The sequence below is a fragment of the Neobacillus drentensis genome (assembly GCF_036962125.1).
GTDB classification, from domain to species: Bacteria; Bacillota; Bacilli; order Bacillales; family Cytobacillaceae; genus Neobacillus; species Neobacillus drentensis_B.
The window spans coordinates 69,065-91,213 of the sequence record NZ_JBALOA010000014.1 but is presented as its reverse complement, the minus strand read 5'-3'; the positions used below and the strand labels follow the sequence as shown (position 1 = coordinate 91,213).

The window sequence follows — 22,149 nt, the reverse complement described above, 5'->3', positions numbered from 1 at the left end:
TCACTCCTTCTAGTCATTAAAAAATGTGTATGTACTATATGTAGTATTATGCCAACAGCACAATAGATAGTAGCGCGTCCTTTTATTAAGGGCGCGCGACAGAAATATTTTTCAGTCTGAAATTTTTTTTAGACTATACATCTGCTATTGTTTCATAAAATCGACTTTTGTTCAAGAATTGTTTGAATTTTTGTGACCATTAAATCAATCGCCACATGGTTATGACCGCCTTCAGGGATAATAATATCTGCATATCGCTTGGTCGGCTCAATAAATTGATTGTGCATGGGACGAACCACATTTAAGTATTGATCAATAACAGAATCAAACGTCCGCCCGCGATCTCTAATGTCACGAGTCAAGCGGCGGATAATTCTTAAATCCGCATCCGTATCAACGTACAATTTAATATCCATTAAATTGCGGAGCCGCTCGTCCTCAAGTACTAAGATTCCTTCCAATATGATAACATCCTTGGGTTCAACTGGGATGACTTTGTCTGAACGCGTATGAATCGAATAATCATATACGGGCTTTTGAATGGTTTCATATCGTAATAGTCTTTCGATATCTTCAATAAGCAAGTCATTATCAAAAGCAAGCGGATGATCATAATTTGTTTTCAAACGCTCTTCAAATGGTAATTCACTCTGGTCCTTATAATAATAATCCTGTTCCAATACTAAAATGGAATGATCTTTCAAACTTTCATAAATGGCTTTTGTTACACTGGTTTTTCCGGAGCCGGAGCCGCCGGTTACACCAATAACAACCGGTTTGCGCATCATGCTAGTTCTCCTTTCGCATCATGTTGTTAGGGTAGACCGGTTTGTCCAATTTAAATTGTACAATTTGAAGCGGATGTCTTGCAGCATCCAGTTCATTACCTTTTTCATCCCATATTTTATCAATTACATGTGTAAAGTTTTGAATTTCAGGTCCGAAAAATTCCACTTCTTCTCCTGGTTTAAAATGGTTCCGCTGTTGAAGTGTCACCATTTGGGTTTCGGAATTGTAATTCAAGACAAGACCTACAAATTCAAAATTTGTCTTCTTGCTATGATTACCAAACATTTGCTCTTTATACCCTGGAACACCTTCAAAAAATGCTGGAGCCGTTTCCCGATTTGCACATTTATCGAGTTCTGTTAACCATTGTTTCTGAATAACAAAATTCTCGGGGTCTGCGCAATAAGCATCGATTACTTTACGATAAACACTGACCACTGTCGCAATATAGTGAATAGATTTCATTCGGCCTTCGATTTTTAAACTATCAATACCAAGTTCTATCATTTGCGGAATGGCTTGAATTAAATTAAGATCTTTAGGGCTCATTGCAAAGGGAGCGTCTCCTTCTTCATAAAGAGCCACTTCCGTCTTGCTTCCCTCGAGCTTGTATAAATCATAATCCCAGCGGCAGGATTGACAGCAGCCACCACGATTTGAATCTCTTGCTGTCATGTGGTTGCTCAATGTACAGCGGCCAGAATAAGCGATACACATGGCACCATGTACAAAGGTTTCGATTTCAACGTCAACCTTTTCCTTCATCTCTCGGATTTCATCTGCACCAACTTCACGCGCTAATACTACCCGTGATGCCCCTGCCTCTTTCCAAAACTGAGCTGCTTTCCAATTGGAGAGCGATTGCTGGGTGCTGATATGGATTTCTATCTCTGGTGCAAGCCGGCGGCATGTTTCTATAATTAACGGATCTGCAACAATGATTCCGGCAATTCCTGTTTCCTTCAGACCTAGTATATACTCTTCTAATCCGTCCAAATTTTCATTATGGGCGAAAATATTGGTAGTTACATAAATCTTTGCTCCGTAGTTTCTCGCAAATTCTACGCCTTCTTTCATTTCTTCAAAGGTAAAGTTATCTGCGTTTGAACGAAGTCCATACTCTTGCCCGCCAATAAACACAGCATCGGCACCATAATGGACGGCGATTTTTAATTTTTCGAGATTTCCAGCTGGAGCTAGGAGTTCCGGCTTCTTTACAATGACACGTTTACCGTCGATGATTTCAGAAATCTTATCTTTAACTGTATTCACAGCTGAACCCCTCCATTTTTCTAGCTACAGCGCCTAGGCACTGAGCTGTTCTTTTAATAAACTGTTTCTTTAAAATAGAATCCTGTATCTAATGAACGATTGGCCGGTTGAATTTCTTCGATTGCAGCTAATAGTTCGTCCTTTTTATCTTCATAAGCATCTGGGTCTTCATTAAATAAATCAATGGCTTCTCGGTAGGCTTTTGTCACAGCAAGAATATATTCTGAGCTTTTTAAAATTCCATCTATTTTAAAAGAGTCGATACCGGCTTCAAGCATTTCTTGAAGTTCATCTATGATACAAATATCATTTGGACTCATAATATGCGTCCCGTTCTCGTCTTCAAAAATCGGATATTTATTTTCGCGTTCTTTATCATGCAGGAACATATTTTTTTCCATATTACGGTTTTCAATTTCTAATACTTTCCCTTGGTATTCGTAATAGTTGCCTAACAAAGAGCGCTTGGATTGGAACATACAGCTCATTCCATGGACCTGGACTTCAATTTCGACTTCTGCATTTTCTTTCGTTTCCACAATTGCGTCCATATTAATTTCACGAGCTAGGACCGCTCTTTTTGCACCCTTTTGTCCCCAATAGTTGCAAGTAAACCAGTTCGTTCCGGTTGTCTCGGTACTCCAATGCAGTTTCATTTCAGGTGCAATTTCTCTTACTGTCATTAAAACGGCAGGATCACCGAAAATAATCGCATCAGCCTTTGCTGCAGAAACAAACTTTATATAATCACTTAATTCTTCAATTTTTTCATTGTGGAAAATCGCATTCATAGCAACATATACTTTTTTACCTTTTGAATGTGCTAATTCAATCGCTTTTTGGACATCTTCACGGTTAAATTCACCAGCTAACCGCAAGCCATATCTTTGTTCACCAACCACAAATGCATCGGCTCCTGCATCAATTAACGGCAAAATATCATCGACAGTCAAGGGAGTTACAAGTAATTCTGTCTTTTTCATTTACGCTCACCTCTTCGTTTACTTATCGCAATCCCATCCCCGACGGGTAAAATGACAGAATCATAACCTGGATGGCTCATTATCCAGTGGTTAAATTCATCAATTTTTTTAACAAGATTACGAATTCTCTTTGTTTCTATCACAGGCTCCGCTACTAAACCTTTAAATAAGACATTATCAGTAATGATCATTCCGTTATCATTCAGGTATTTAGAATAAATTTCAAAGAACTTTTTATATTGCCCCTTTGCCGCATCAATAAAAATGGCGTCAAATAAGGCATGTTCCTTCACAACCTCTTCAACCTCGAGTGCATCGCCTTTTATTAAAGTAATTTGATGACGATGCTCTGAACGATGAATAAACTGTTCAGCCAATTGGATCCGCTCAATATCACGCTCGATTGTAACAATGTGGGCATTTGGCATCGCCTGGGCCATTCGTAAGGCAGAGTAACCAATCGCCGTTCCTACTTCAAGGATTCTTAGTGAACCGTGAATCCGCAATAATTGAAGCATGGTTTCTATTCCTTCTACTTCCATGATTGGGACTTTATGAACATGCGCAAAGTTCTCCATTTCAGTTAATAACGGATTTCGTTCAGTAAGAAGACCTTTAATATAAGAATGCAACTTCTCATTTAACAAGCTGCCCCCACCTCTATCCCTAATAAAAATTGCACAATATTTCTCAAAGTAAAATACTTTTATTATCTCTAACGTTAATGGTCTTTAGACATGAAAAAATAGCGTTCACAGTAATCTTCCGCATTAACGGGTAGAATTCCGTCAAGATGCGTTGCAAGCTGTTGTTGCAAGGTACCTTTACTGTGAGTTACGCTATGGATCACTTATTTAAAACACCTGAATTATTTTATCATAAAACATACGCAAGTTTCAACATAAAAACGAGGGAAAGGCATTTCCCTCGTTTAAGCAATTAATCTTTACTTGTTATATGCTTAGATTTCTCTTTATTATGCTCTTCGAGTGTTTTTGTAAATATAACATTCCCGTCAGCTGTTGCAAGAAAATAATAAAAATCTGTATTTTCAGGCTCAAGTGATGCCTCAATTGAAGACTTTCCGGCATTCGCAATCGGCCCCGGAGGCAGACCCGTATTTTGATAAGTATTATATGGTGAATCCACTTCTAAATCCTTATAAAATACCCTTTCTTTATGTTTCCCTTGCGCATAGAGAACCGTCGGATCCGTTTGGAGCATCATTCCCTTTTTGATACGATTGTAGAAAACACTAGCAATTGTTTTGCGGTCAGCTTTTTCGGTAGCTTCCTCCTCAACTAAAGAGGCCATTGTTAATAATTGATGAACGGAAAGCTTCTTTTTCTTACTTTCCTCTGTATAGTCCGATAAAACAGTTCGTGTTTTATCAAGCATGGCTGTAACCATTTCTTCAACAGACGGATTTTTCTTGAAGAATGGATAGGTTGCCGGATATAGGTAACCCTCAAGAGGATACTTTACAGACGAATTTAAGATTTCTTCTGATAGGATATCAGGATATTTAGCCATAAGCGTTTTAATAAATTCCTTGTCATTTAATTTATTAAAAACATCCGCTTCGTTCTGTTTTGTTGCCTTAGCCATCATAGCTGCAATTTCCTTCAGTTGTTTCCCCTCTGGAATGGTAATTTTGAAACTTGCTTCAGCTAGTACCTTTCCAGTTTTCAGTCGGCTGACGATTTCAGGTACATCCATGGACGGACTGAGTTGATACTCGCCTGCCATAAAACCGCCTTCGTTTTTTAGTTTGACGTAATATTTAAATACCTTCGCACTTTTTATAATCCCATGGGATTCTAGCGTTTCTGCTATACCTGTTACCGATGAACCAATTGGAATATCAACCCTTTTCAGATTCTTACTACCTGAGTCAACGGGCTTGAGTGCAGATTCTATGTACAAATATCCCCCACCACTAATTAAGACTATTAATAATAGCAATAGAATTGAAATAATCAAAACAATCTTTCTAACAACTTTTGCTTCACTTTGATGTTCTAGCATTTTTTTGCGAATCACATCTTTTTTCGTATCGGTTTTGTCTGTCATTTGACTCCCCCTTCCTTTACCTTTAAACCCTTAGAACTTCTAATTAAGTTGGTAATATACTAATGTATAATTAAAAAAATAGGCATCTTAATTATTTCAGCACATAGTAAGAAAAATGTCAATTTAACAATAAATTTGTCAGATAATATTAAAAAAAAGAGGATAAAAAAAACCGGCCATCGAAACTGGCCGGTTTTCACGATTCTATTCTTCGTCTTCTTGATCCTCGTTGAAGGTATTAAATACTTCTTCAACCATATCCCATTCCTCATCCGTTTCAATTTGCATTAACGGACCATATCCGCCATCTTCTGTAGGAACATAGGCGTATACATGAATGTCGACATCCTCTTCATCATCATCAAAAGATCCGACTGGATAGAAAAATACATATGATTTTTCAAACTCTTCAGAATCAAAAGTAAAAAGTACTTCATGTAATTGTTCATTACCATTTTCGTCAACTAGTGTAATAAATTGTTCTTCATCGTGTTCATGCTCGTGTTCGTTTACCATTTTTTCACCTCATTAATTTTTACTATCAAGATAACCCTGCAGGATCATGACAGCCGCCATTTTATCAATGACTTTCTTCCGTTTTTTTCTACTAACATCAGCTTCAAGTAAAACGCGCTCTGCTGCCATGGTAGTCAGACGCTCGTCCCATAGGACAGTTGGCACTGCAAATTTATTTTCAATTTCAGACGCATATTGCATACTCGCTTCTGCGCGCGGTCCAATGGTCCCGTTCATGTTTTTTGGAAGACCAATGACAACCTTCTCTACTTGATACTCTTTTATTAATTGACCAATTTCCTCAAAACCAAACTCATTTTTTTCTTCATTGATTTTGAGAGTGGTGAGGCCCTGTGCAGTCCAGCCAAACTCATCGCTTAAAGCTACGCCGACTGTCTTCGTGCCTACATCTAAACCCAATACGCGCATTCATTAACCCTCTCGCTGTTGTTTAAGATAGGATTTCACTAATTCCTCAATAATTTCATCACGCTCAAGCTTACGAATAATATTGCGGGCATCGCGGTGACGCGGAATATAGGCAGGGTCTCCTGATAAAAGATAACCAACAATTTGGTTGATCGGATTGTAGCCTTTTTCCTGCAAAGCTTCATAAACTTGAAGAAGAACATCAGTGATATCATGTTCAAATGGTTCTTCAGGAAAATTAAATCGCATCGTTTTGTCAAATGAGCTCATTGCATGCACCTCGCTTCTTATTTGAGGAAAAAATTATCCTGTTTCCACTTAAGCACCTTTGCACATAGGAATTCTCCTTAGAATATTCCTAGCAATAAGGCGCTTTCGCTTGTCTAGTTACCTACATTTTACACTACTTTATTTGATTATCAAATGGATTTTACCCATTCATCGACGAATTGAAGAGCAGCATCCAATTTTTGAGGGTCTTTCCCACCTGCTTGGGCCATGTCTGGACGGCCACCGCCACCGCCGCCGCAGCGAGAGGCAACTTCCTTGATCAGTTTGCCTGCATGATAGCCTTTTTCAATTAGATCCTTTGTTACCGCCGCAATTAAGTTAACCTTGCCTTCATGGGCACTTCCCAAAACGATGACTACGGAGCCTAGCTTTTGCTTCAAATCGTCAGCCATATTTCTTAGGTTGTTCATATCCGCACCTTGAACATTTGCTGCTAAAACGGTTACCCCATCTATTTCCTTTGCTTTAGACACGAGGTTGCCAGCTTCGATATTCCCCAGTTTCGTTGCAAGTGATTCGTTTTCTCTATGAAGTTGTTTAACTTCAAGCAGTAAACTTTCAATTCGACTAACGATATCTTTCGGATTCGTTTTCAATTTCTCAGCCGCATCCTTCAATAAGCCAACCTGCTCATTTAGTGCCTTGTAGGCTGATTCACCAGTCACCGCTTCAATCCTTCTTGTTCCTGCACCAATTCCACCTTCAGAGATGATTTTAAATAAGCCAATCACCGATGTATTAGGAACATGGCATCCGCCGCAAAGCTCAAGGCTGTAATCGCCAACTCTTACGACACGAACAATATCCCCATATTTTTCACCAAATAAAGCCATAGCTCCCAATTCTTTAGCTTCTGCGATTGGTTTTAGGCTGATATCGAGTTCGATATTTCTCCAAATTTTTTCATTGACAATTTTTTCGACTTGTTCTAGTTCTTCTGGCTTTATTTGACCAAAATGCGAAAAGTCAAAACGGAGACGATCTGGTTCAACTAGAGAACCGGCTTGATTCACGTGCTCGCCAAGAACATCTTTCAGGGCACGGTGTAACAAATGTGTAGCGGTATGGTTTTTGATAATCTTGACACGATTTTCGGCATCCACTTCAGCTTTCACCTTGTCATTCGTCCTTAAGGTTCCAGCTGTAACAATGACTTGATGTAGATTTTGGCCATTAGGTGCTTTTTGTACGTCCTTAACGCTGACGCTGCTTCCATCACCTGTTATCAAACCGCGGTCCGCAATTTGTCCACCGCTTTCTGCATAGAAAGGTGTCACATTAAGAATAACTTGCACTTCCTCACCACTTGCAGCAGCATCAACTAGTTCACCATTTTTAATAATCGCTGCAACAGTGGAATTTGTTTTGAGTTCATCGTAACCAACAAATTTACTCTCAACCTTAACATCTCGAAGGACGCCGCCTTGGACCTGCATTGAATCGACATCTTGTCTTGCTGCCCGAGCACGTTCACGCTGCTGCTCCATCTCTATTTCAAAGCCGGCGTGGTCAACCTTCATCCCTTCTTCTTCAGCATATTCCTCTGTTAATTCAACCGGGAAGCCATAAGTATCGTATAATCGGAAAATATCTGCACCAGTGATGGTATCACTGCCCTTTTCTTTTTCCTTCTTAATGACCGTAGCGAGAATCGCTAATCCTTCATGCAGTGTTTCATGGAAGCGTTCTTCCTCACTTTTGATCACTTTTTGAATGAAATCAGTTTTGTCCTTAACTTCTGGATAAAAATCGGCCATGATTTCGCCAACCACTGGCACGAGTTCAAACATGAATGGTCGATTAATATTAATTTGTTTGGCATAACGGACAGCTCTGCGGAGCAGACGACGGAGCACATATCCGCGCCCTTCATTGGATGGCAGGGCTCCATCGCCAACAGCAAAAGCAACGGTACGAATATGGTCAGCAATTACTTTGAAAGCTACATCGGTTTCTTTGTTTTCACCATATTTTTCACCTGAAATCTCTTCTGTTGCCCGAATAATCGGGATAAATAAATCTGTATCAAAATTGGTTGGGACGTTTTGAACAACCGAAGCCATACGTTCTAATCCCATCCCCGTATCAATATTTTTCTTTGGCAGCGGTGTATAGGTGCCATCCGGGTTATGGTTAAATTGAGAAAACACTAAGTTCCAAACTTCTAGATAACGGTCATTCTCACCGCCAGGATAAAGTTCAGGATCAGTTGGGTCATTTCCATACTCGGGACCGCGGTCATAAAATATTTCGGTATTTGGGCCGCTTGGACCTTCTCCGATATCCCAGAAATTTCCTTCAAGTCGGATAATACGTTCCTCCGGCAGGCCTATTTTGTTATGCCATATTTCATAGGCCTCGTTGTCCTCAGGATGGACGGTAACAGAAAGAAGTTCTGGATTCCAGCCAATCCATTTATCAGACGTTAAGAACTCCCATGCCCACTCAATCGCTTCGACTTTAAAATATTCACCAATTGAAAAGTTACCGAGCATCTCAAAGAATGTATGGTGACGAGCTGTTTTCCCTACATTCTCAATGTCGTTGGTTCTAATTGATTTCTGGGCATTTGTAATGCGCGGATTTTCCGGAACCACCCGTCCATCGAAATATTTCTTTAATGTAGCGACACCACTGTTAATCCATAATAACGAGGGATCATCATGTGGAACAAGCGATGCACTTGGCTCAATTGTGTGACCTTTTTCCTTACTAAAAAATTCTAAAAACATCGAACGAATTTGTGAGCCTGTTAAATTTTTCATAACATTAGACCTCCTTTATTAATAAAAAAGCATACAAAAAAGCCCTCATCCCCAAAACAGGGACGAGAGCTTTGTCTCGCGGTACCACCCTGATTATGGATACAAAAACATATCCACCTCTCAAAATACCTTTAACGCAGGCATACGGCAGGGATTAGCTGCACTCCAGATTAGCTTTCTGTCATCCTTCATCTAGAGCTTCTTTCAGCCAGGGAAGCTCCTCTCTTCTTCGCAAAAACGATATAGATGGTCTACAACATACTCTATCCTTCAACATTTTCATACAATTATTCTATATCACGAATTATAGCCACCCAAAAAAAGTTTGTCAAATCAATCTTTCCTATTATGCGGATGGTCCTTTTTCATTCCTTCGGATCAAATGATTTTTTGCGTGAATAATAGCAACTTTTATGACAACAAGGACTGGAACTGCCACTATCAGACCAAGTATCCCTCCGACTTCCCCTCCCGCTGTTAATGCGAGCATGATAATTAATGGATGCATATGAAGGCTTTTTCCTACAATCAGTGGGGATAAGATGTTTCCTTCTAGAAATTGTAGTCCAAAAACAATCACTAATGTAACCAATACTAATTTTCCTGATGAAGTAGCAGCAATGATTACTGCCGGCACAGCCCCAATGATGGGTCCAAAATAGGGAATAACATTCGTGATTCCAACGATTAGACCTAATATCAACGGATATTTTAAATGGAACATCCAAAACAATAATGCAGAGACACCACCAATAATCATACAGACCAAGAGTTGCCCCCTAATATAGCTGCCCAGCGATTCATCCACATCTTTAAGAAAGAGCGTCCCTTTCTTCCGCCACTGTTTTGGTGTTAAATACCATAGCGTTCGTTTAATCAATGGAAAATCCTTTAACATATAAAAGGCAATAAACGGAATAACCATCATAAGTAGTGCTGAATTTAGAAAACTAACTAAAATATTTACAATGACCGTCAAGAGGGAATCCAACTTTTTTTCAAACGCATCAATACCATCTTCTATTCTCGTTTGCAAACCATCTGGCCATTCCCTCGTGTGTGATTGAAGGGTTTCAATCCATCCTCTATATTGTTCTGCTAATACTGGTGCACTCTCTGAAAGGTCTTTTATTTGATCAATGATTGCTGGAACACCTTTATATACACCAAGGCCAATTCCTCCAAAAAATAATATATAAATGATAAAAATGGCAAGACCTCTATGCAGCCCTTTTTGATGTAATTTCTCGACAATTGGATGAAGCAAATAAGTGATAAATCCACCAATAGCAAAAGGAAAAACAACAATGGCAACCACACGAAGGATCGGCATCCAAACAAAACGAATTTTAAGAAATACATAAATAGCAATTAATAAAAGGAGTAAAAAACCAATCCGGTAATACCATTTCATTCGAATCTCCACAATAACCGAACCTCCTTCACGTTAGTGTTAGAGACCCTTCATGGAATTATGCATTAAAAAATCCCCCTCATCGTGAGGGGGATTCATTCTAGAATATCGCGCGTTTCACTTTCTTTGTCATTCTTTTCATATTGCGGGCTGACATCATATTGTTTCTTTGGGCCACATTATAGGCAGCAATCCCAGCACCAAACGCAATCATTGTCGTCATCATTTTATTCATACGTTTCACCTCTTTTAGTATTGTCTAGCTCCGGCTCCCAACGGCTAGTGTCCTTCGCTCTTTTCCCTACGATAAGTCAACATCGAATCGCTACGCTATCCGTGTTTCCTTTATCTCAGTCAAAGCGCTCCAGGCCATACGCCGGTAAACGGGAGCCTCCGCTTTTCTATTTTTAAAGGGTGTAACGACGCTCTTCTTCTTCAAACAAATCGTCTAAGGAACTAAGTGAACCGTCCTCTTCGACTTGATGGGTGCTGATTAGGCCTTTGTTTACTGAAAGTTCAATAAAGCAATTCCAGCAATAATATTGGTTAATACCAATTTTACCGATATCCTTGCTTTGACAATTGGGACACTTAAACATGGAAAGACACCTCACGTATTATTTACGTCTACGATAATGGCATCCTTTCCGATTGCTAAGGGCTTCCCGGATTGAATGACTTGTTTGCCTTCCGTAAGATCCGAAAAGAAGCCATCCGTGATTTCGTACCCTATGATTGTGCCCAATTCTTCCTGAAAATATACATCTTTTAACAATCCGAGGGATTCTCCGCTTTTAGAAAGCATCATCATTCCGTCTAATGAATGCTGATGGTTAAGGGTATATTCTTGATCTTTCAGTTTTTCTAAAGAACCATTGTCATCAATCATTACCCCATCGACACCGAAGGAAGACACCTTTTCGATATCCAAAAAGTAGGATTGTTTGAAAAAAACGCCCTTTTTCACAAGTAAGCCGTTTACCTTGCCGTTCCCAGAGATTGATAAATCACAAACTTCACCAATTTTTTGGCCGCTTGTTGTTTCAAAAACAGACTGTCCTTTCAGTAAAGAAAATGTCCGCAAAGAGTACCCCACCTCCTGTGAACATTTATAGTGTTAGTCATTAACCATAAAATCATAAGGTGAAACGTTTTCCATACCAACCATTGGATTTACCTGCATCATTTCTTCCTCGTAGGACATGACAGTAACTAATTGATCAGCATCAACATTGTTTATTAGGGGTGAAATTGGTTCAAGATCCCCGCCAGTATTCGGTCCCTCCATAATCGATTCTTGCAGTTTTTGACACAAAGTAGTCTGACGAGAAAGTTCATCCGCTCTTTCAACGCCCATTTTAAGCGCATCAATTTCGCCGCAAAGTATCAAGGATTGTTTACTTCTTGTAATTGCCGTATAGATTAAGTTTCTACGCAGCATCCGGTAATAACTTCTTGTTATTGGTAAGACGACAATCGGAAATTCACTGCCCTGTGATTTATGGACAGAACAACAATAAGCATGGGTGATTTGGTTTAAGTCTTGTCTTGTATACTCCACTTCATTGCCTTCAAAGGTAATATATATCATATCTTGTTTTTCTGTATTTTCTTTTGCATATATAATTGAAATAATTTCTCCGATATCCCCGTTAAAGACATTGCTTTCTGGTTGGTTTACCAATTGGAGTACCTTATCACCAATCCGATATTTGACATCACCAAAAGCAATCTCCTTCCGCTTGCCGTCCGGGTTGGGATTAAAAATTTCCTGCAATAAAACATTTAAACGATCAATTCCTGCTGGTCCTCTGTACATTGGCGCTAACACTTGAATATCCTTTGCCGAATAGCCCTTATTTTTTGCATTTTGAGCTACTTTTTCAACAACCTGAGCAACCTGTGCTGTGGAGCATTTAATAAATGACCTGTCTGCTTGCTTCACGGTAATATCTGCCGGTAAATAACCCTTTTTTATTTCGTGGGCTAATTCGATGATGGAAGATCCTTCAGCCTGACGATAAATATCCGTTAAGCGGACAGTTGGAATCCGTTCAGATGTTAGCAAATCCTTTAAGACCTGGCCGGGGCCAACTGATGGCAATTGGTCTTCATCGCCTACCATGATAACCTGTATATTTTCAGGAAGAGCCTTAAATAATTGATTAGCCAGCCAAATATCGAGCATGGAGGTTTCATCGACAATAATGATTTTCCCTTCGAGCGGACTCGCATCATCACGGTCAAAGCCCTCTGTACCATTAAAGCCTAGCAAACGGTGGATGGTTACAGCAGGGAGTCCTGTCGATTCACTCATCCTTTTTGCCGCTCTTCCTGTTGGGGCTGCAAGCAGGAAAGGAAATGGTTCCCCCTTTTTATGGTAATCCTTAGGCTCCAAGGAACAGCCATGCAATTCTGCATAAAGTTCCACAATACCTTTAATCACCGTTGTTTTTCCTGTACCAGGTCCACCAGTTAACATCAACATTGGTGACATTAATGCGGTTTGAATGGCTTCTCGCTGTGTCGGGGCATATTGCACCCCAAGCCGTTCCTCTAAATTCCCTAAGGCGAGGAGAAATTCAGATTCTGGAAATTGATCTTTATATTCCGTTTGTTCAAGGATCCGCTGGATATTCGTCACCAGCCCTTTTTCTGCAAAATATAAGGAGGGCAGGTACACACGTGTCTCTTCACCAATTAACTTACCCTCTTCTTGCAGCTTGATGACCTCATTCGAGATATCTATGTATTCAATTTGATCACGCTTATTCTCTTCTAAAAGGGCTTTTACTTGTTCTAATAGGTCCTCTGTCTTGATAAATACATGCCCCGTTTGCATGCTCTCATTCTCAAGGATATAAAGACAAGCTGCTTTAATCCGGTCCGGGTGGTTTCCTGAAATCCCCAGCTGGTAACCGAGCTCATCCGCACGGCCAAAACCGATTCCTTCGATATCTTCCACAAGTTTGTACGGATTTTTTTTCATAATCTCAAGTGTTTCATCTTTATAGGCCTGATAAATCCGCATCGAAATCTGAGGTCCAAAGCCATATTGGTTTAAAGCAACCATTACTTGTTCTAGTCCCTGATGTTCCATTAGTGTATCGTAAAGCATTTTGGCTTTTTCCGGAGGGAGCTTAGGAATGGTGTCAAGCAAGGACGGTTGATTGAGGATTTTTGAGATTGCGTTATCTCCCAAGGTTTCAACAATATTTTCAGCAGTTTTTTTCCCGATTCCTTTAAACATTTCTCCAGACAAATAGTTGATTACCCCTTGTTTTGACTGAGGCATGTCCTTGCGAAAATGATTAGTATGAAATTGCAGGCCAAATTTTGGATGATCCTTAAATTCTCCGAAAAAGATATAGGTCTCTTGTTCATGTACTTTTGGAAAATAACCGGTGACAACTGCCTCTTTATCATCGTATGAATGATTAGTTTCATCAACTCTTATCCGTAAAACCGTGTAAAGGTTTTGCTCATTGTGAAAAATAGTCACAATCGGTCTGCCCTTGACGAATTTCCCTTGTTCTGAAAACAAATCAAGGCTATCTTGCTTTTCCATTTTGCTCCCTCCCTTCTAGAAAATAGCAAATATTATTGATTGCCTTCTACTAATTTCTTTGCGTGACCTGCGAGTAGATGATCCGGTTGGATGTCTAGAGCTTTATTGAACATTTCTAAGGCTTTTACCGCATCTTCCTGAAAAGCATAACTAACACCTAAATTATAATAGGCATCCGAATGAGTCGGGTCCAACTCAATGCATTTTTCAAATTGAATCAACGCTTCATCAATTAGTTCTAATTGAGCTAGACATAATCCATACTGAAACCGCGCTTCCGCATCAGTTTTATTTAACTCCACGCTTCTTTGTAGATAAGGGAGCGCAAACTTTCCTTGCTCTAACTGGACAAGAGTCAGTCCTAACATGAAGTAATTATCGCTCGATTGCAGCCCCTTTTTCATGGCCGTCTCAAACATATTCTTAGCTTCGTTGAAAAGATCTTTCGTAAATAACAATGTTCCAATGCTATAATAAGCCGCCGCAGCGTTTTCATCTACTTCAAGTGCCTTTTGATAAAAATTAAGTGCCTTTTCATCGTCGCCAACGGCGGAAAGAACATTTCCAAAGTTAATATAAGCAACTGGGTCGTTCGGATTTTCTTGAATCGCATCATTAAAGGCCTTTGCTGCCTCTTCTAGGTTGCCATCCTGCATGTATTGTACACCTAATTGGTTTTTATCCATTTATACCACTCCAATCTAAGAGAAAGTATATCATATTTCATTGAAAATGAACCTTGAACAAAAAAACCTGACTCCATTTTTAGGAATCAGGTTGGTTCTATCCAACATATGTTAAACGTTCTCCATTTTTAAACACTTTATCAATCGTCCCACCGCCGAGACATTCATCGCCATTATAAAAAACCACAGCCTGTCCTGGCGTGATGGCACGAATCGGTTCATCGAAAATGACCTCCACTTGATCATCTTCCAACAAACGGACGGTGACATGATTATCATCCTGGCGATAGCGGAATTTAGCCGTACATTTAAATTCTGCTGGCTTTTCCCGGTCAGACACCCAGCTTACATTAACAGCAGTAATTGAGTCGGAATAGAGTTTTTCATGATGAAAGCCTTGGCCTACATAAAGAATGTTTTTTTCTAAATCCTTACCAATCGCAAACCATGGTTCACCTGAACCGCCAATTCCCAGGCCATGACGCTGGCCAATTGTATGATACATTAAGCCCTCGTGTTTGCCTTTCACTTCACCATCAAATGTCTCCATATTACCTGGCTGAGCCGGCAAATATTGTCCCAAAAACTCTTTGAAATTTCGTTCGCCAATAAAACAAATACCCGTGCTATCTTTTTTTGTTGCCGTAGCTAGGTTCGCTTCTTTGGCAATCTCACGAACTCTTGGTTTCTCAAGGTTACCAATCGGGAACATCACCTTGCTTAACTGTTCCTGTGTCAATTGGTTCAAGAAATAGGTCTGGTCCTTATTTTCATCGAGACCTCGGAGCATTTTGTATTCACCATCACGATATTCAACTTGTGCATAGTGACCAGTAGCCAGATAGTCTGCCCCTAAATTCATTGCATGCTCTAAAAAGGCTTTAAATTTAATTTCCTTATTACACATTACATCTGGATTTGGGGTCCGTCCTGCTTTATATTCTTCCAGGAAGTAGGTAAATACCTTATCCCAATATTGTTTTTCAAAATTTACAGCATAATAAGGAATGCCGATTTGATTACACACACGAATGACATCCTCATAATCCTCTGTCGCTGTACAGAAACCTGTATCATCCGTGTCATCCCAGTTTTTCATAAAAATGCCGATGACATCGTATCCTTGCTGTTTTAGCAGTAAGGCTGCCACAGAAGAATCAACTCCCCCAGACATTCCAACCACAACTCTTGTGTTTTTCGGATCTTTCTTTTCCAACTGTTTTCACCTCTCTTTTTGCAAAAAGCTAAAAATATTTATTTTTTCAAACGTGAAACAATTCTTGCCGTTTCTTCAGCAGTCTTACTTACTTCCTCAACGGTTGTATTAAAGCCAAAACTGAAACGAATTGAATTGGTTAATCGTTCTGAGTTTTTACCAAACATGGCAACAAGGACATGTGAAGGTTCAATTGAACCCGCTGTGCATGCCGAACCGCTCGATACAGCAATTCCCGCTAAATCGAGATTGACGAGCATGGCTTCTACACTTGTCCCAGGAAAACTTAAGTTTAATACATGTGGCAATGAATTTTCAAGTATTCCGTTTATGTTAAATTCTACATTTAGCTTACGGAGTTTCTCGATTAACGTTCTTTTCAATTCAAGGAATTGTTCGCGTTTGGCTTTGCGGTTTCCATTTGAAATGGATGAAGCTTCATGAAATCCAACAATCGCCGCAATATTTTCGGTGCCTGCCCGTCTTTTTCTTTCTTGCTCGCCACCAAAGGAACGTGGAGACAGTTTTACGTTTGATCGTGCATAAAGGAATCCTGTCCCTTTTGGTCCATTGATTTTATGAGCAGAGACAGATAACAAATCAATGAAACTTTGATTGACTTCGATTTGTTCGACTCCATAGGCTTGGACCGCATCGGTATGGAACATGGCTTGATGGTCCTTTAATAACTGCCCAATTTCGGTAATTGGCTGGAGCGTCCCTACCTCGTTATTACCATACATAATTGATACCAGAATAGTATCATCTCTTAACGCCGTTCGAAGATCATCTAATGATATTTGTCCTGATTCATCAACAGGCAGGTATGTGACCTCAAAGCCCATTTTTTCTAACTTTTGACAAGCATGGAGAACAGCATGGTGCTCCACTTTAGTAGTAATAATATGCTTGCCCTTATGCTGATAGGATTCAGCCACACCAAATAACGCCATATTATCTGCTTCCGTACCGCCACTTGTAAAAATAATCTCATTTTCCTTTGCACCAATGCTGTCCGCTAGGCCCGCACGTGCTTGATCAATCAAGTGACGGGCTTCTCTCCCAAAGGAATGAATGCTTGAAGGATTTCCAAAAGTTGATTGCATTACCTCAAGCATTATTTCAATAACCTGTGGATGCATAGGCGATGTTGCAGCATGGTCGAGATAGATACGTTCCACATTTACACCTTCTATCAAAATAATTCTCAATGTTACTTTTTACCCTAAATATAAAACATATATCCTTCAGGCGTTTCGTCATTACTGTGATTCGCTAAATCCTCTAACGTCGTATTGTCCAATACACCCTTAATTGCATCACGAATCCGAATCCACAATTCCCGCTTAGCAGGTTCTTCATCTTCAATCCCTTCAACCGGTGTAATGGGTCCTTCAAGAACACGGATGACATCACCAGCAGTAATTTTAGCTGGAATGTCGGTTAAGATATAGCCGCCATATGCACCGCGAATACTCTTTACTAAGCCGGCATTCCGCAATGGGGCAATCAATTGTTCTAAATAATGTTCGGATAGATCATTTGCTTGGGCAATCGTTTTTAAAGATGTTGGACCCTCACCATGTTTTTTGGCAAGTTCAATCATGATTGTCAAGCCATAGCGACCCTTTGTTGAAATTTTCATAGCGCACCTCTATTCGTATCTATAGTCAAGATAAATTAAAATCCTTAGTAATTTAATAGGCATTAAAATTATATCATATTCTTCTTTAATATGCTTTTTCAACAGAAAATGATAAAGTAAGGCTATAAAAATAGCCAATTGTAATAAGAATTTTGGAGAGATGTAGCATGCAGCAAAAGCCTTTAGCATTTCGAATGCGCCCCAGAACAATTGAAGAAGTTGTCGGGCAGCAGCATTTAGTCGGTGACGGAAAGATCATTTCTAGAATGGTAAAAGCAAAGCAGCTGACCTCGATGATTTTATACGGTCCGCCTGGGATTGGCAAAACATCCATTGCCAGTGCAATCGCAGGCAGCACAAAATATGCCTTTCGCACCCTTAATGCCGTTACTAATAATAAAAAAGATATGGAAATTGTTGCCGCAGAGGCAAAAATGTCGGGAAAAGTCATTTTGCTCCTTGATGAGGTCCATCGTTTAGATAAAGGCAAGCAAGATTTTTTATTACCTTATCTTGAAAATGGAATGATTGTATTAATTGGGGCCACGACTAGTAACCCTTACCATGCCATCAATCCCGCTATCCGAAGCCGCTGTCAGATTTTCGAGTTAAAACCGCCTACACCGGATGAAGTGAAACTAGCCTTAATTCGTGCCCTTGAAGATGAGGAACGGGGACTAGGGAAAGTTAAGGTGGAAATTGCCGAAGAGGCCTTGTTGCATTTTGCACAAGGGGCGAATGGGGACGTAAGAAGCTCTTTAAACGCCCTTGAATTAGCCGTCTTATCAACGGATCAAGATGAGAATCATATCATCCATATTGATGTAGGCACAGCAGAAGAATGTTTGCAAAAAAAGAGCCTGGTTGCGGACAAAGATGGGGACGGGCATTATGATGTCCTGTCTGCCTTTCAAAAGTCCATTCGGGGAAGTGACGTCAATGCGGCGCTCCATTATCTGAGCCGATTAATTGAAGCAGGGGACCTGCCGAGTATCAGCCGAAGATTAATCGTAATCGCCTATGAAGATGTCGGATTAGCTAATCCTCAAGCGGGCGCACGCACGTTAGCGGCGATCGAGACGGCTGAAAGAATTGGCTTTCCTGAAGCAAGGATCCCGCTTGCGAATGCCGTCATTGAGTTATGCCTGTCTCCAAAGTCTAATTCTGCTGTCTTAGCCATCCAGGCGGCCCTTGAAGATATTCAAAAGGGCATCGTCGGTGAGGTACCAGATCATTTAAAGGATGCCCATTATAAAGGGGCAAAAGAGCTTGGCAGAGGAATCGACTACAAATACCCACATGATTATGAAAACGGCTGGGTCCCACAACAGTATTTACCAGATAAATTAAAAAACAAACAATACTACAATCCAAAGAAGACCGGAAAATTCGAACAAGCACTCGCCATCGTCTATGAAAAATTAACACGAAAAAAATAGGGTGTCAGGTACCATGTGAAAAATTCACATGGTACCTGACACCCTTCATTTTTTAAGCAGCGACATCCCGTTTTTTGAATACAAAGAAGGCTAGAAATTGGAAGACAGTGAAATAGATGAGCAGCATGATAATGGAGAAGGTCATCGACATTCCTTTCATCATCGGGGTCCCTTCCACATATTGCATTAAATTGGTGTTGGCAAACAAGATGTATTTAGCCCAGCTATATTTCATGGCCAACAGAAGAGTAAATTGCGAACCTGTAAATAATAAAAACAGTGATAAGCCGATGGCTAAGGAGCTGTTCCGGAATACTGATGAAATCATGAAGGCCATCGTCGCTAACATGATCGTATCAATCGAATTTAATCCATAATAAATCAGCAGGTGAACAACAATCGGTTGTTCTGTTACCTGACCATCGGCATAATTTAAATACGGTACCGCATGATCTGGCATACCAAACAAAATTGCTCCAAGTAAAGCAGAAAAAACAAATAGAACCCCTAGCATCATTAACGCAAATATTAGCACCGTTAAATATTTGGAAGTCAAAATCTTACTGCGGTTAATCGGGCGTATTAATAGCAGTTTGATTGTTCCCCAGTTGAATTCACTAGCAACAATTCCGGCGGAAATAATAATCGTAAATAAACCTGGCAGGATAATTAATTGGGATGCATCTCTTACAAACGTCCAAATATTATATTTTTCGTTAAAGGGAAGATGATGCTTGATACGGTAATCATTAATAGCAATTTCTTCCTTAAAATATTGCTTCTCAAGCTTGGAATTACTTTGTTTCATCTGTTTCTGAAGCGCATCATTTTCCTGCTGTAGAGTCTGTTCCCAGTTCTTATCAGGTTTGTAATCCTGTTCCTGATATTTATGAAAGATGCCAAATATCGCAGTAATAACTATGACGATTGCAATCATTACGTAGGTTCCAGGCCGCTTAAAAATTTTCATCCATTCATTTTTAATTAAATTAACCACGGCTCTTTCCCCCCTTATCGGTTGTTAATTCAAGAAAACGATCTTCTAATGTCTTCACTACTTCTTTAATTGCAAAAACTTGAATATCCTCGTTAACGAATCTTTTTACTAGGGCTGGTATTTCTGCTTTTGGTAACTCAATAGTTATTCCATTGTGTGAACGACTTGCCTGCACATTGGGATAGTCTGTTTCAATAAGATTCAAAGCCTTATTACTAGGGATGACTTCTAGTTCAAAAGTCATTTTTGCAGCTCCATGGACTAATTCCTGAACTAACTGAACATCAATTAAGCGGCCATTTTGAATAATGCCAATCCGGTCACACATCATTTCCATTTCTGAAAGGAGGTGACTAGAAACAATTACTGCCAAGTTTTTTTCACGGGCCAAGTGACAAACATAATCGCGAATCTCTCTAATCCCTGCAGGGTCTAATCCGTTGGTAGGTTCATCGAGAATTAATACTTGCGGGTCGTGCAAAAGACACTGCGCTAGTCCTAACCTTTGCCTCATTCCCAAGGAATAGGTTTTTACCTTATCATGGATTCGTTCAGATAAGCCGACAAGTTCGACTGTTTCGTCAATCTTCTCTTTGGTAATTCCCTTTGCCATTCTGGCGTAGTGAATTAAATTTTGATACCCTGTTAAAAATTTGTACATTTCAGGGTTTTCGACAATTGCACCAATATGACGAACGGCATCTTCAAAATTATTTTTAATACTAAAACCACTCACCTCAATGTCTCCTGATGTGATGGTTATTAACCCGACAATCATTCTAATTGTCGTTGTTTTCCCCGCACCATTGGGGCCTAAGAAACCAAAAACCTGACCTTTATTTACCTGAAAGCTAATATTATCTATGATCGTCCGACCTTTAATTACTTTCGTTACATTTTTCAACTCTACAATTTTTTCCAAATTCTCACTCCTCCCCATGTCCATCATCTAGTTTATCTTATTGTAGAAAAATTTTCCTCTTATTTAGAAATTGTATAAGCAAATATTAACAAAATATTCATATACTTCCCTCTAACTGATAGGAATTTTTTGTAAGATAAATGTAGGTTCTAATCAAAAAGAAAGGATGTGGACTATGCTGTTAAAGACTCGCTCTGAATCTAATGAATTACTAATTATGAGGGCTTTAAACACACGAAGCAAATTATCTCCACAAGAAAAGAAGTATTATTTTAAACTTGAAAAAGGCTTTCAAGGGGAATTAATGTTTGATTTGTTAACTGATAAGCTTCAAAGTGATATGTTGGTCATTAACGACATATGCCTTGAGATTAATGACTCGATCTTTCAGATCGATACTCTAATCATTGCACAAAATACGATTTATCCCTTTGAAATAAAAAATTACTATGGAGATTATTTTTACGACTCTGATGGTTTCCATAAAATTTCTGGGCCAGATATAACTAATCCACTACATCAGTTGAGCCGTTGTAAATTATTACTAGGTCAGTTACTTCAAAGCCTTGGCTTTAATATTCCTATTGAATCCACCATCATTTTCATCAACCCCGAGTTTACCCTATATCAAGCTCCTCTAAAGCAGCCAATTATATATCCAACACAGATTAATGGTTTTATGAAAGAATTTGACCGGACGCCATCCAAATTAAATGACAGGCACAAAAAGTTAGCCGACCAATTAATATCTATGCATTCAAACAAATCCCCTTATATCACTCGGTTACCGACTTATCAATTTAATCAGATGAAAAAGGGGATTGTTTGTCCAAAACCAAAATGTGATTCTTATATGATTTCAGGTGGTGATAAGACTGTTGTTTGTAAGAATTATGGGTGTGTAGAACCAAACGAATCTGCCATATTACGCTGCGTGGAAGAACTAAAGTTGCTTTTTCCAGAGATGAAAATTACAACTGGGTTGGTTTTTGAATGGTGTGGTGGAATTAAGTCTACAAAATTTATCAGGAGGGTTTTAATGCAAAACTATACCGCAAAAGGAGGAAGAAAGTTTTGTTATTTTGAATGAATAATTTCTCTTTCTTATCCAGATGGTTCTCTTTACCTCTGGACGGTCATTAAG

Annotated in this window: 23 protein-coding genes and 1 other annotated feature; of the genes, 2 read left to right on the top strand and 21 right to left on the bottom strand. The window is 39.5% G+C overall.

Annotated features, from left to right (window positions below; translation table 11 throughout):
* Positions 1-152 precede the first annotated feature (152 nt).
* The 19 genes from udk to cymR all read right to left on the bottom strand — a co-directional run bounded on the left by udk (position 153) and on the right by cymR (position 17,647).
* Positions 153-788: a uridine kinase gene (udk, locus tag V7121_RS12095; RefSeq protein WP_335496581.1), complete on the bottom strand. Its 636-nt coding sequence runs from the start codon at positions 786-788 to the stop codon at positions 153-155.
* A 1-nt stretch (position 789) separates the two neighbouring features.
* The gene (locus V7121_RS12090) at positions 790-2,061 is read right to left on the bottom strand and encodes a peptidase U32 family protein (protein WP_335546693.1); all 1,272 of its coding nucleotides are present in this window, start codon (positions 2,059-2,061) and stop codon (positions 790-792) included.
* A gap of 53 nt (positions 2,062-2,114) precedes the next feature.
* The gene (locus V7121_RS12085) at positions 2,115-3,044 is read right to left on the bottom strand and encodes a peptidase U32 family protein (RefSeq protein ID WP_335546690.1); all 930 of its coding nucleotides are present in this window, start codon (positions 3,042-3,044) and stop codon (positions 2,115-2,117) included.
* Complete coding sequence (locus tag V7121_RS12080; protein ID WP_335546689.1) at positions 3,041-3,691, bottom strand: O-methyltransferase; 651 nt, start codon at positions 3,689-3,691, stop codon at positions 3,041-3,043. The genes V7121_RS12085 and V7121_RS12080 overlap by 4 nt, the downstream gene beginning before the upstream one ends.
* 74 nt (positions 3,692-3,765) lie before the next feature.
* A complete protein-coding gene (locus V7121_RS12075; protein WP_335496591.1) occupies positions 3,766-3,894 on the bottom strand; it encodes a hypothetical protein in 129 nt (42 codons plus the stop codon).
* Between the two features lie 89 nt (positions 3,895-3,983).
* Positions 3,984-5,117, bottom strand: coding sequence for an endolytic transglycosylase MltG (gene mltG, locus V7121_RS12070; protein ID WP_335546688.1), 1,134 nt, complete (start codon positions 5,115-5,117; stop codon positions 3,984-3,986).
* Between the two features lie 204 nt (positions 5,118-5,321).
* Positions 5,322-5,633, bottom strand: coding sequence for a DUF1292 domain-containing protein (locus V7121_RS12065; RefSeq protein ID WP_335496597.1), 312 nt, complete (start codon positions 5,631-5,633; stop codon positions 5,322-5,324).
* Between the two features lie 12 nt (positions 5,634-5,645).
* Positions 5,646-6,062, bottom strand: coding sequence for a Holliday junction resolvase RuvX (gene ruvX / locus V7121_RS12060; RefSeq protein ID WP_335496600.1), 417 nt, complete (start codon positions 6,060-6,062; stop codon positions 5,646-5,648).
* Positions 6,063-6,065: 3 nt separating this feature from the next.
* A complete protein-coding gene (locus V7121_RS12055; RefSeq protein ID WP_335496603.1) occupies positions 6,066-6,332 on the bottom strand; it encodes an IreB family regulatory phosphoprotein in 267 nt (88 codons plus the stop codon).
* A gap of 149 nt (positions 6,333-6,481) precedes the next feature.
* A complete protein-coding gene (gene alaS, locus V7121_RS12050; protein ID WP_335496606.1) occupies positions 6,482-9,118 on the bottom strand; it encodes an alanine--tRNA ligase in 2,637 nt (878 codons plus the stop codon).
* 55 nt (positions 9,119-9,173) lie between these two features.
* Positions 9,174-9,401: a binding site (T-box leader), on the bottom strand.
* A gap of 63 nt (positions 9,402-9,464) precedes the next feature.
* The gene (locus V7121_RS12045) at positions 9,465-10,544 is read right to left on the bottom strand and encodes an AI-2E family transporter (RefSeq protein ID WP_335546686.1); all 1,080 of its coding nucleotides are present in this window, start codon (positions 10,542-10,544) and stop codon (positions 9,465-9,467) included.
* A gap of 88 nt (positions 10,545-10,632) precedes the next feature.
* Positions 10,633-10,767, bottom strand: a complete 135-nt coding sequence (locus V7121_RS12040; protein WP_335496609.1) for a YrzQ family protein — start codon at positions 10,765-10,767, stop codon at positions 10,633-10,635.
* A gap of 172 nt (positions 10,768-10,939) precedes the next feature.
* Positions 10,940-11,131 carry a hypothetical protein gene (locus tag V7121_RS12035; protein ID WP_218347762.1) on the bottom strand — a complete coding sequence of 64 codons (192 nt, stop codon included), beginning with the start codon at positions 11,129-11,131 and terminating at the stop codon, positions 10,940-10,942.
* Between the two features lie 11 nt (positions 11,132-11,142).
* Entirely contained in the window at positions 11,143-11,616 is a 474-nt protein-coding gene (locus tag V7121_RS12030; RefSeq protein WP_335496611.1) for a PRC-barrel domain-containing protein, read from the bottom strand.
* Positions 11,617-11,649: 33 nt separating this feature from the next.
* Positions 11,650-14,100, bottom strand: coding sequence for an SF1B family DNA helicase RecD2 (recD2, locus tag V7121_RS12025; RefSeq protein WP_335546684.1), 2,451 nt, complete (start codon positions 14,098-14,100; stop codon positions 11,650-11,652).
* Between the two features lie 32 nt (positions 14,101-14,132).
* The gene (locus tag V7121_RS12020; protein WP_335546683.1) at positions 14,133-14,786 is read right to left on the bottom strand and encodes a tetratricopeptide repeat protein; all 654 of its coding nucleotides are present in this window, start codon (positions 14,784-14,786) and stop codon (positions 14,133-14,135) included.
* A 97-nt stretch (positions 14,787-14,883) separates the two neighbouring features.
* The gene (mnmA, locus tag V7121_RS12015) at positions 14,884-16,002 is read right to left on the bottom strand and encodes a tRNA 2-thiouridine(34) synthase MnmA (protein ID WP_335496617.1); all 1,119 of its coding nucleotides are present in this window, start codon (positions 16,000-16,002) and stop codon (positions 14,884-14,886) included.
* A 38-nt stretch (positions 16,003-16,040) separates the two neighbouring features.
* Positions 16,041-17,183, bottom strand: coding sequence for a cysteine desulfurase family protein (locus tag V7121_RS12010; RefSeq protein ID WP_335546681.1), 1,143 nt, complete (start codon positions 17,181-17,183; stop codon positions 16,041-16,043).
* Positions 17,184-17,227: 44 nt separating this feature from the next.
* Entirely contained in the window at positions 17,228-17,647 is a 420-nt protein-coding gene (gene cymR / locus V7121_RS12005; protein ID WP_335496619.1) for a cysteine metabolism transcriptional regulator CymR, read from the bottom strand.
* A 167-nt stretch (positions 17,648-17,814) separates the two neighbouring features.
* Between cymR and V7121_RS12000 the strand changes: the two genes are divergently transcribed.
* On the top strand, positions 17,815-19,086 hold the full coding sequence (locus V7121_RS12000) for a replication-associated recombination protein A (protein ID WP_335496620.1): 1,272 nt from the start codon (positions 17,815-17,817) through the stop codon (positions 19,084-19,086).
* A 52-nt stretch (positions 19,087-19,138) separates the two neighbouring features.
* Here V7121_RS12000 and V7121_RS11995 read toward each other — a convergent pair whose 3' ends face one another.
* Both V7121_RS11995 and V7121_RS11990 read right to left on the bottom strand, forming a co-directional pair.
* Complete coding sequence (locus V7121_RS11995; RefSeq protein ID WP_335546679.1) at positions 19,139-20,083, bottom strand: ABC transporter permease; 945 nt, start codon at positions 20,081-20,083, stop codon at positions 19,139-19,141.
* Entirely contained in the window at positions 20,076-21,005 is a 930-nt protein-coding gene (locus V7121_RS11990) for an ABC transporter ATP-binding protein (protein ID WP_335546677.1), read from the bottom strand. The genes V7121_RS11995 and V7121_RS11990 overlap by 8 nt, the downstream gene beginning before the upstream one ends.
* A gap of 175 nt (positions 21,006-21,180) precedes the next feature.
* Here V7121_RS11990 and V7121_RS11985 point away from each other — a divergent pair, with 175 nt between their 5' ends.
* Positions 21,181-22,095, top strand: coding sequence for a nuclease-related domain-containing protein (locus V7121_RS11985; protein ID WP_335546675.1), 915 nt, complete (start codon positions 21,181-21,183; stop codon positions 22,093-22,095).
* Positions 22,096-22,149 lie beyond the last annotated feature (54 nt).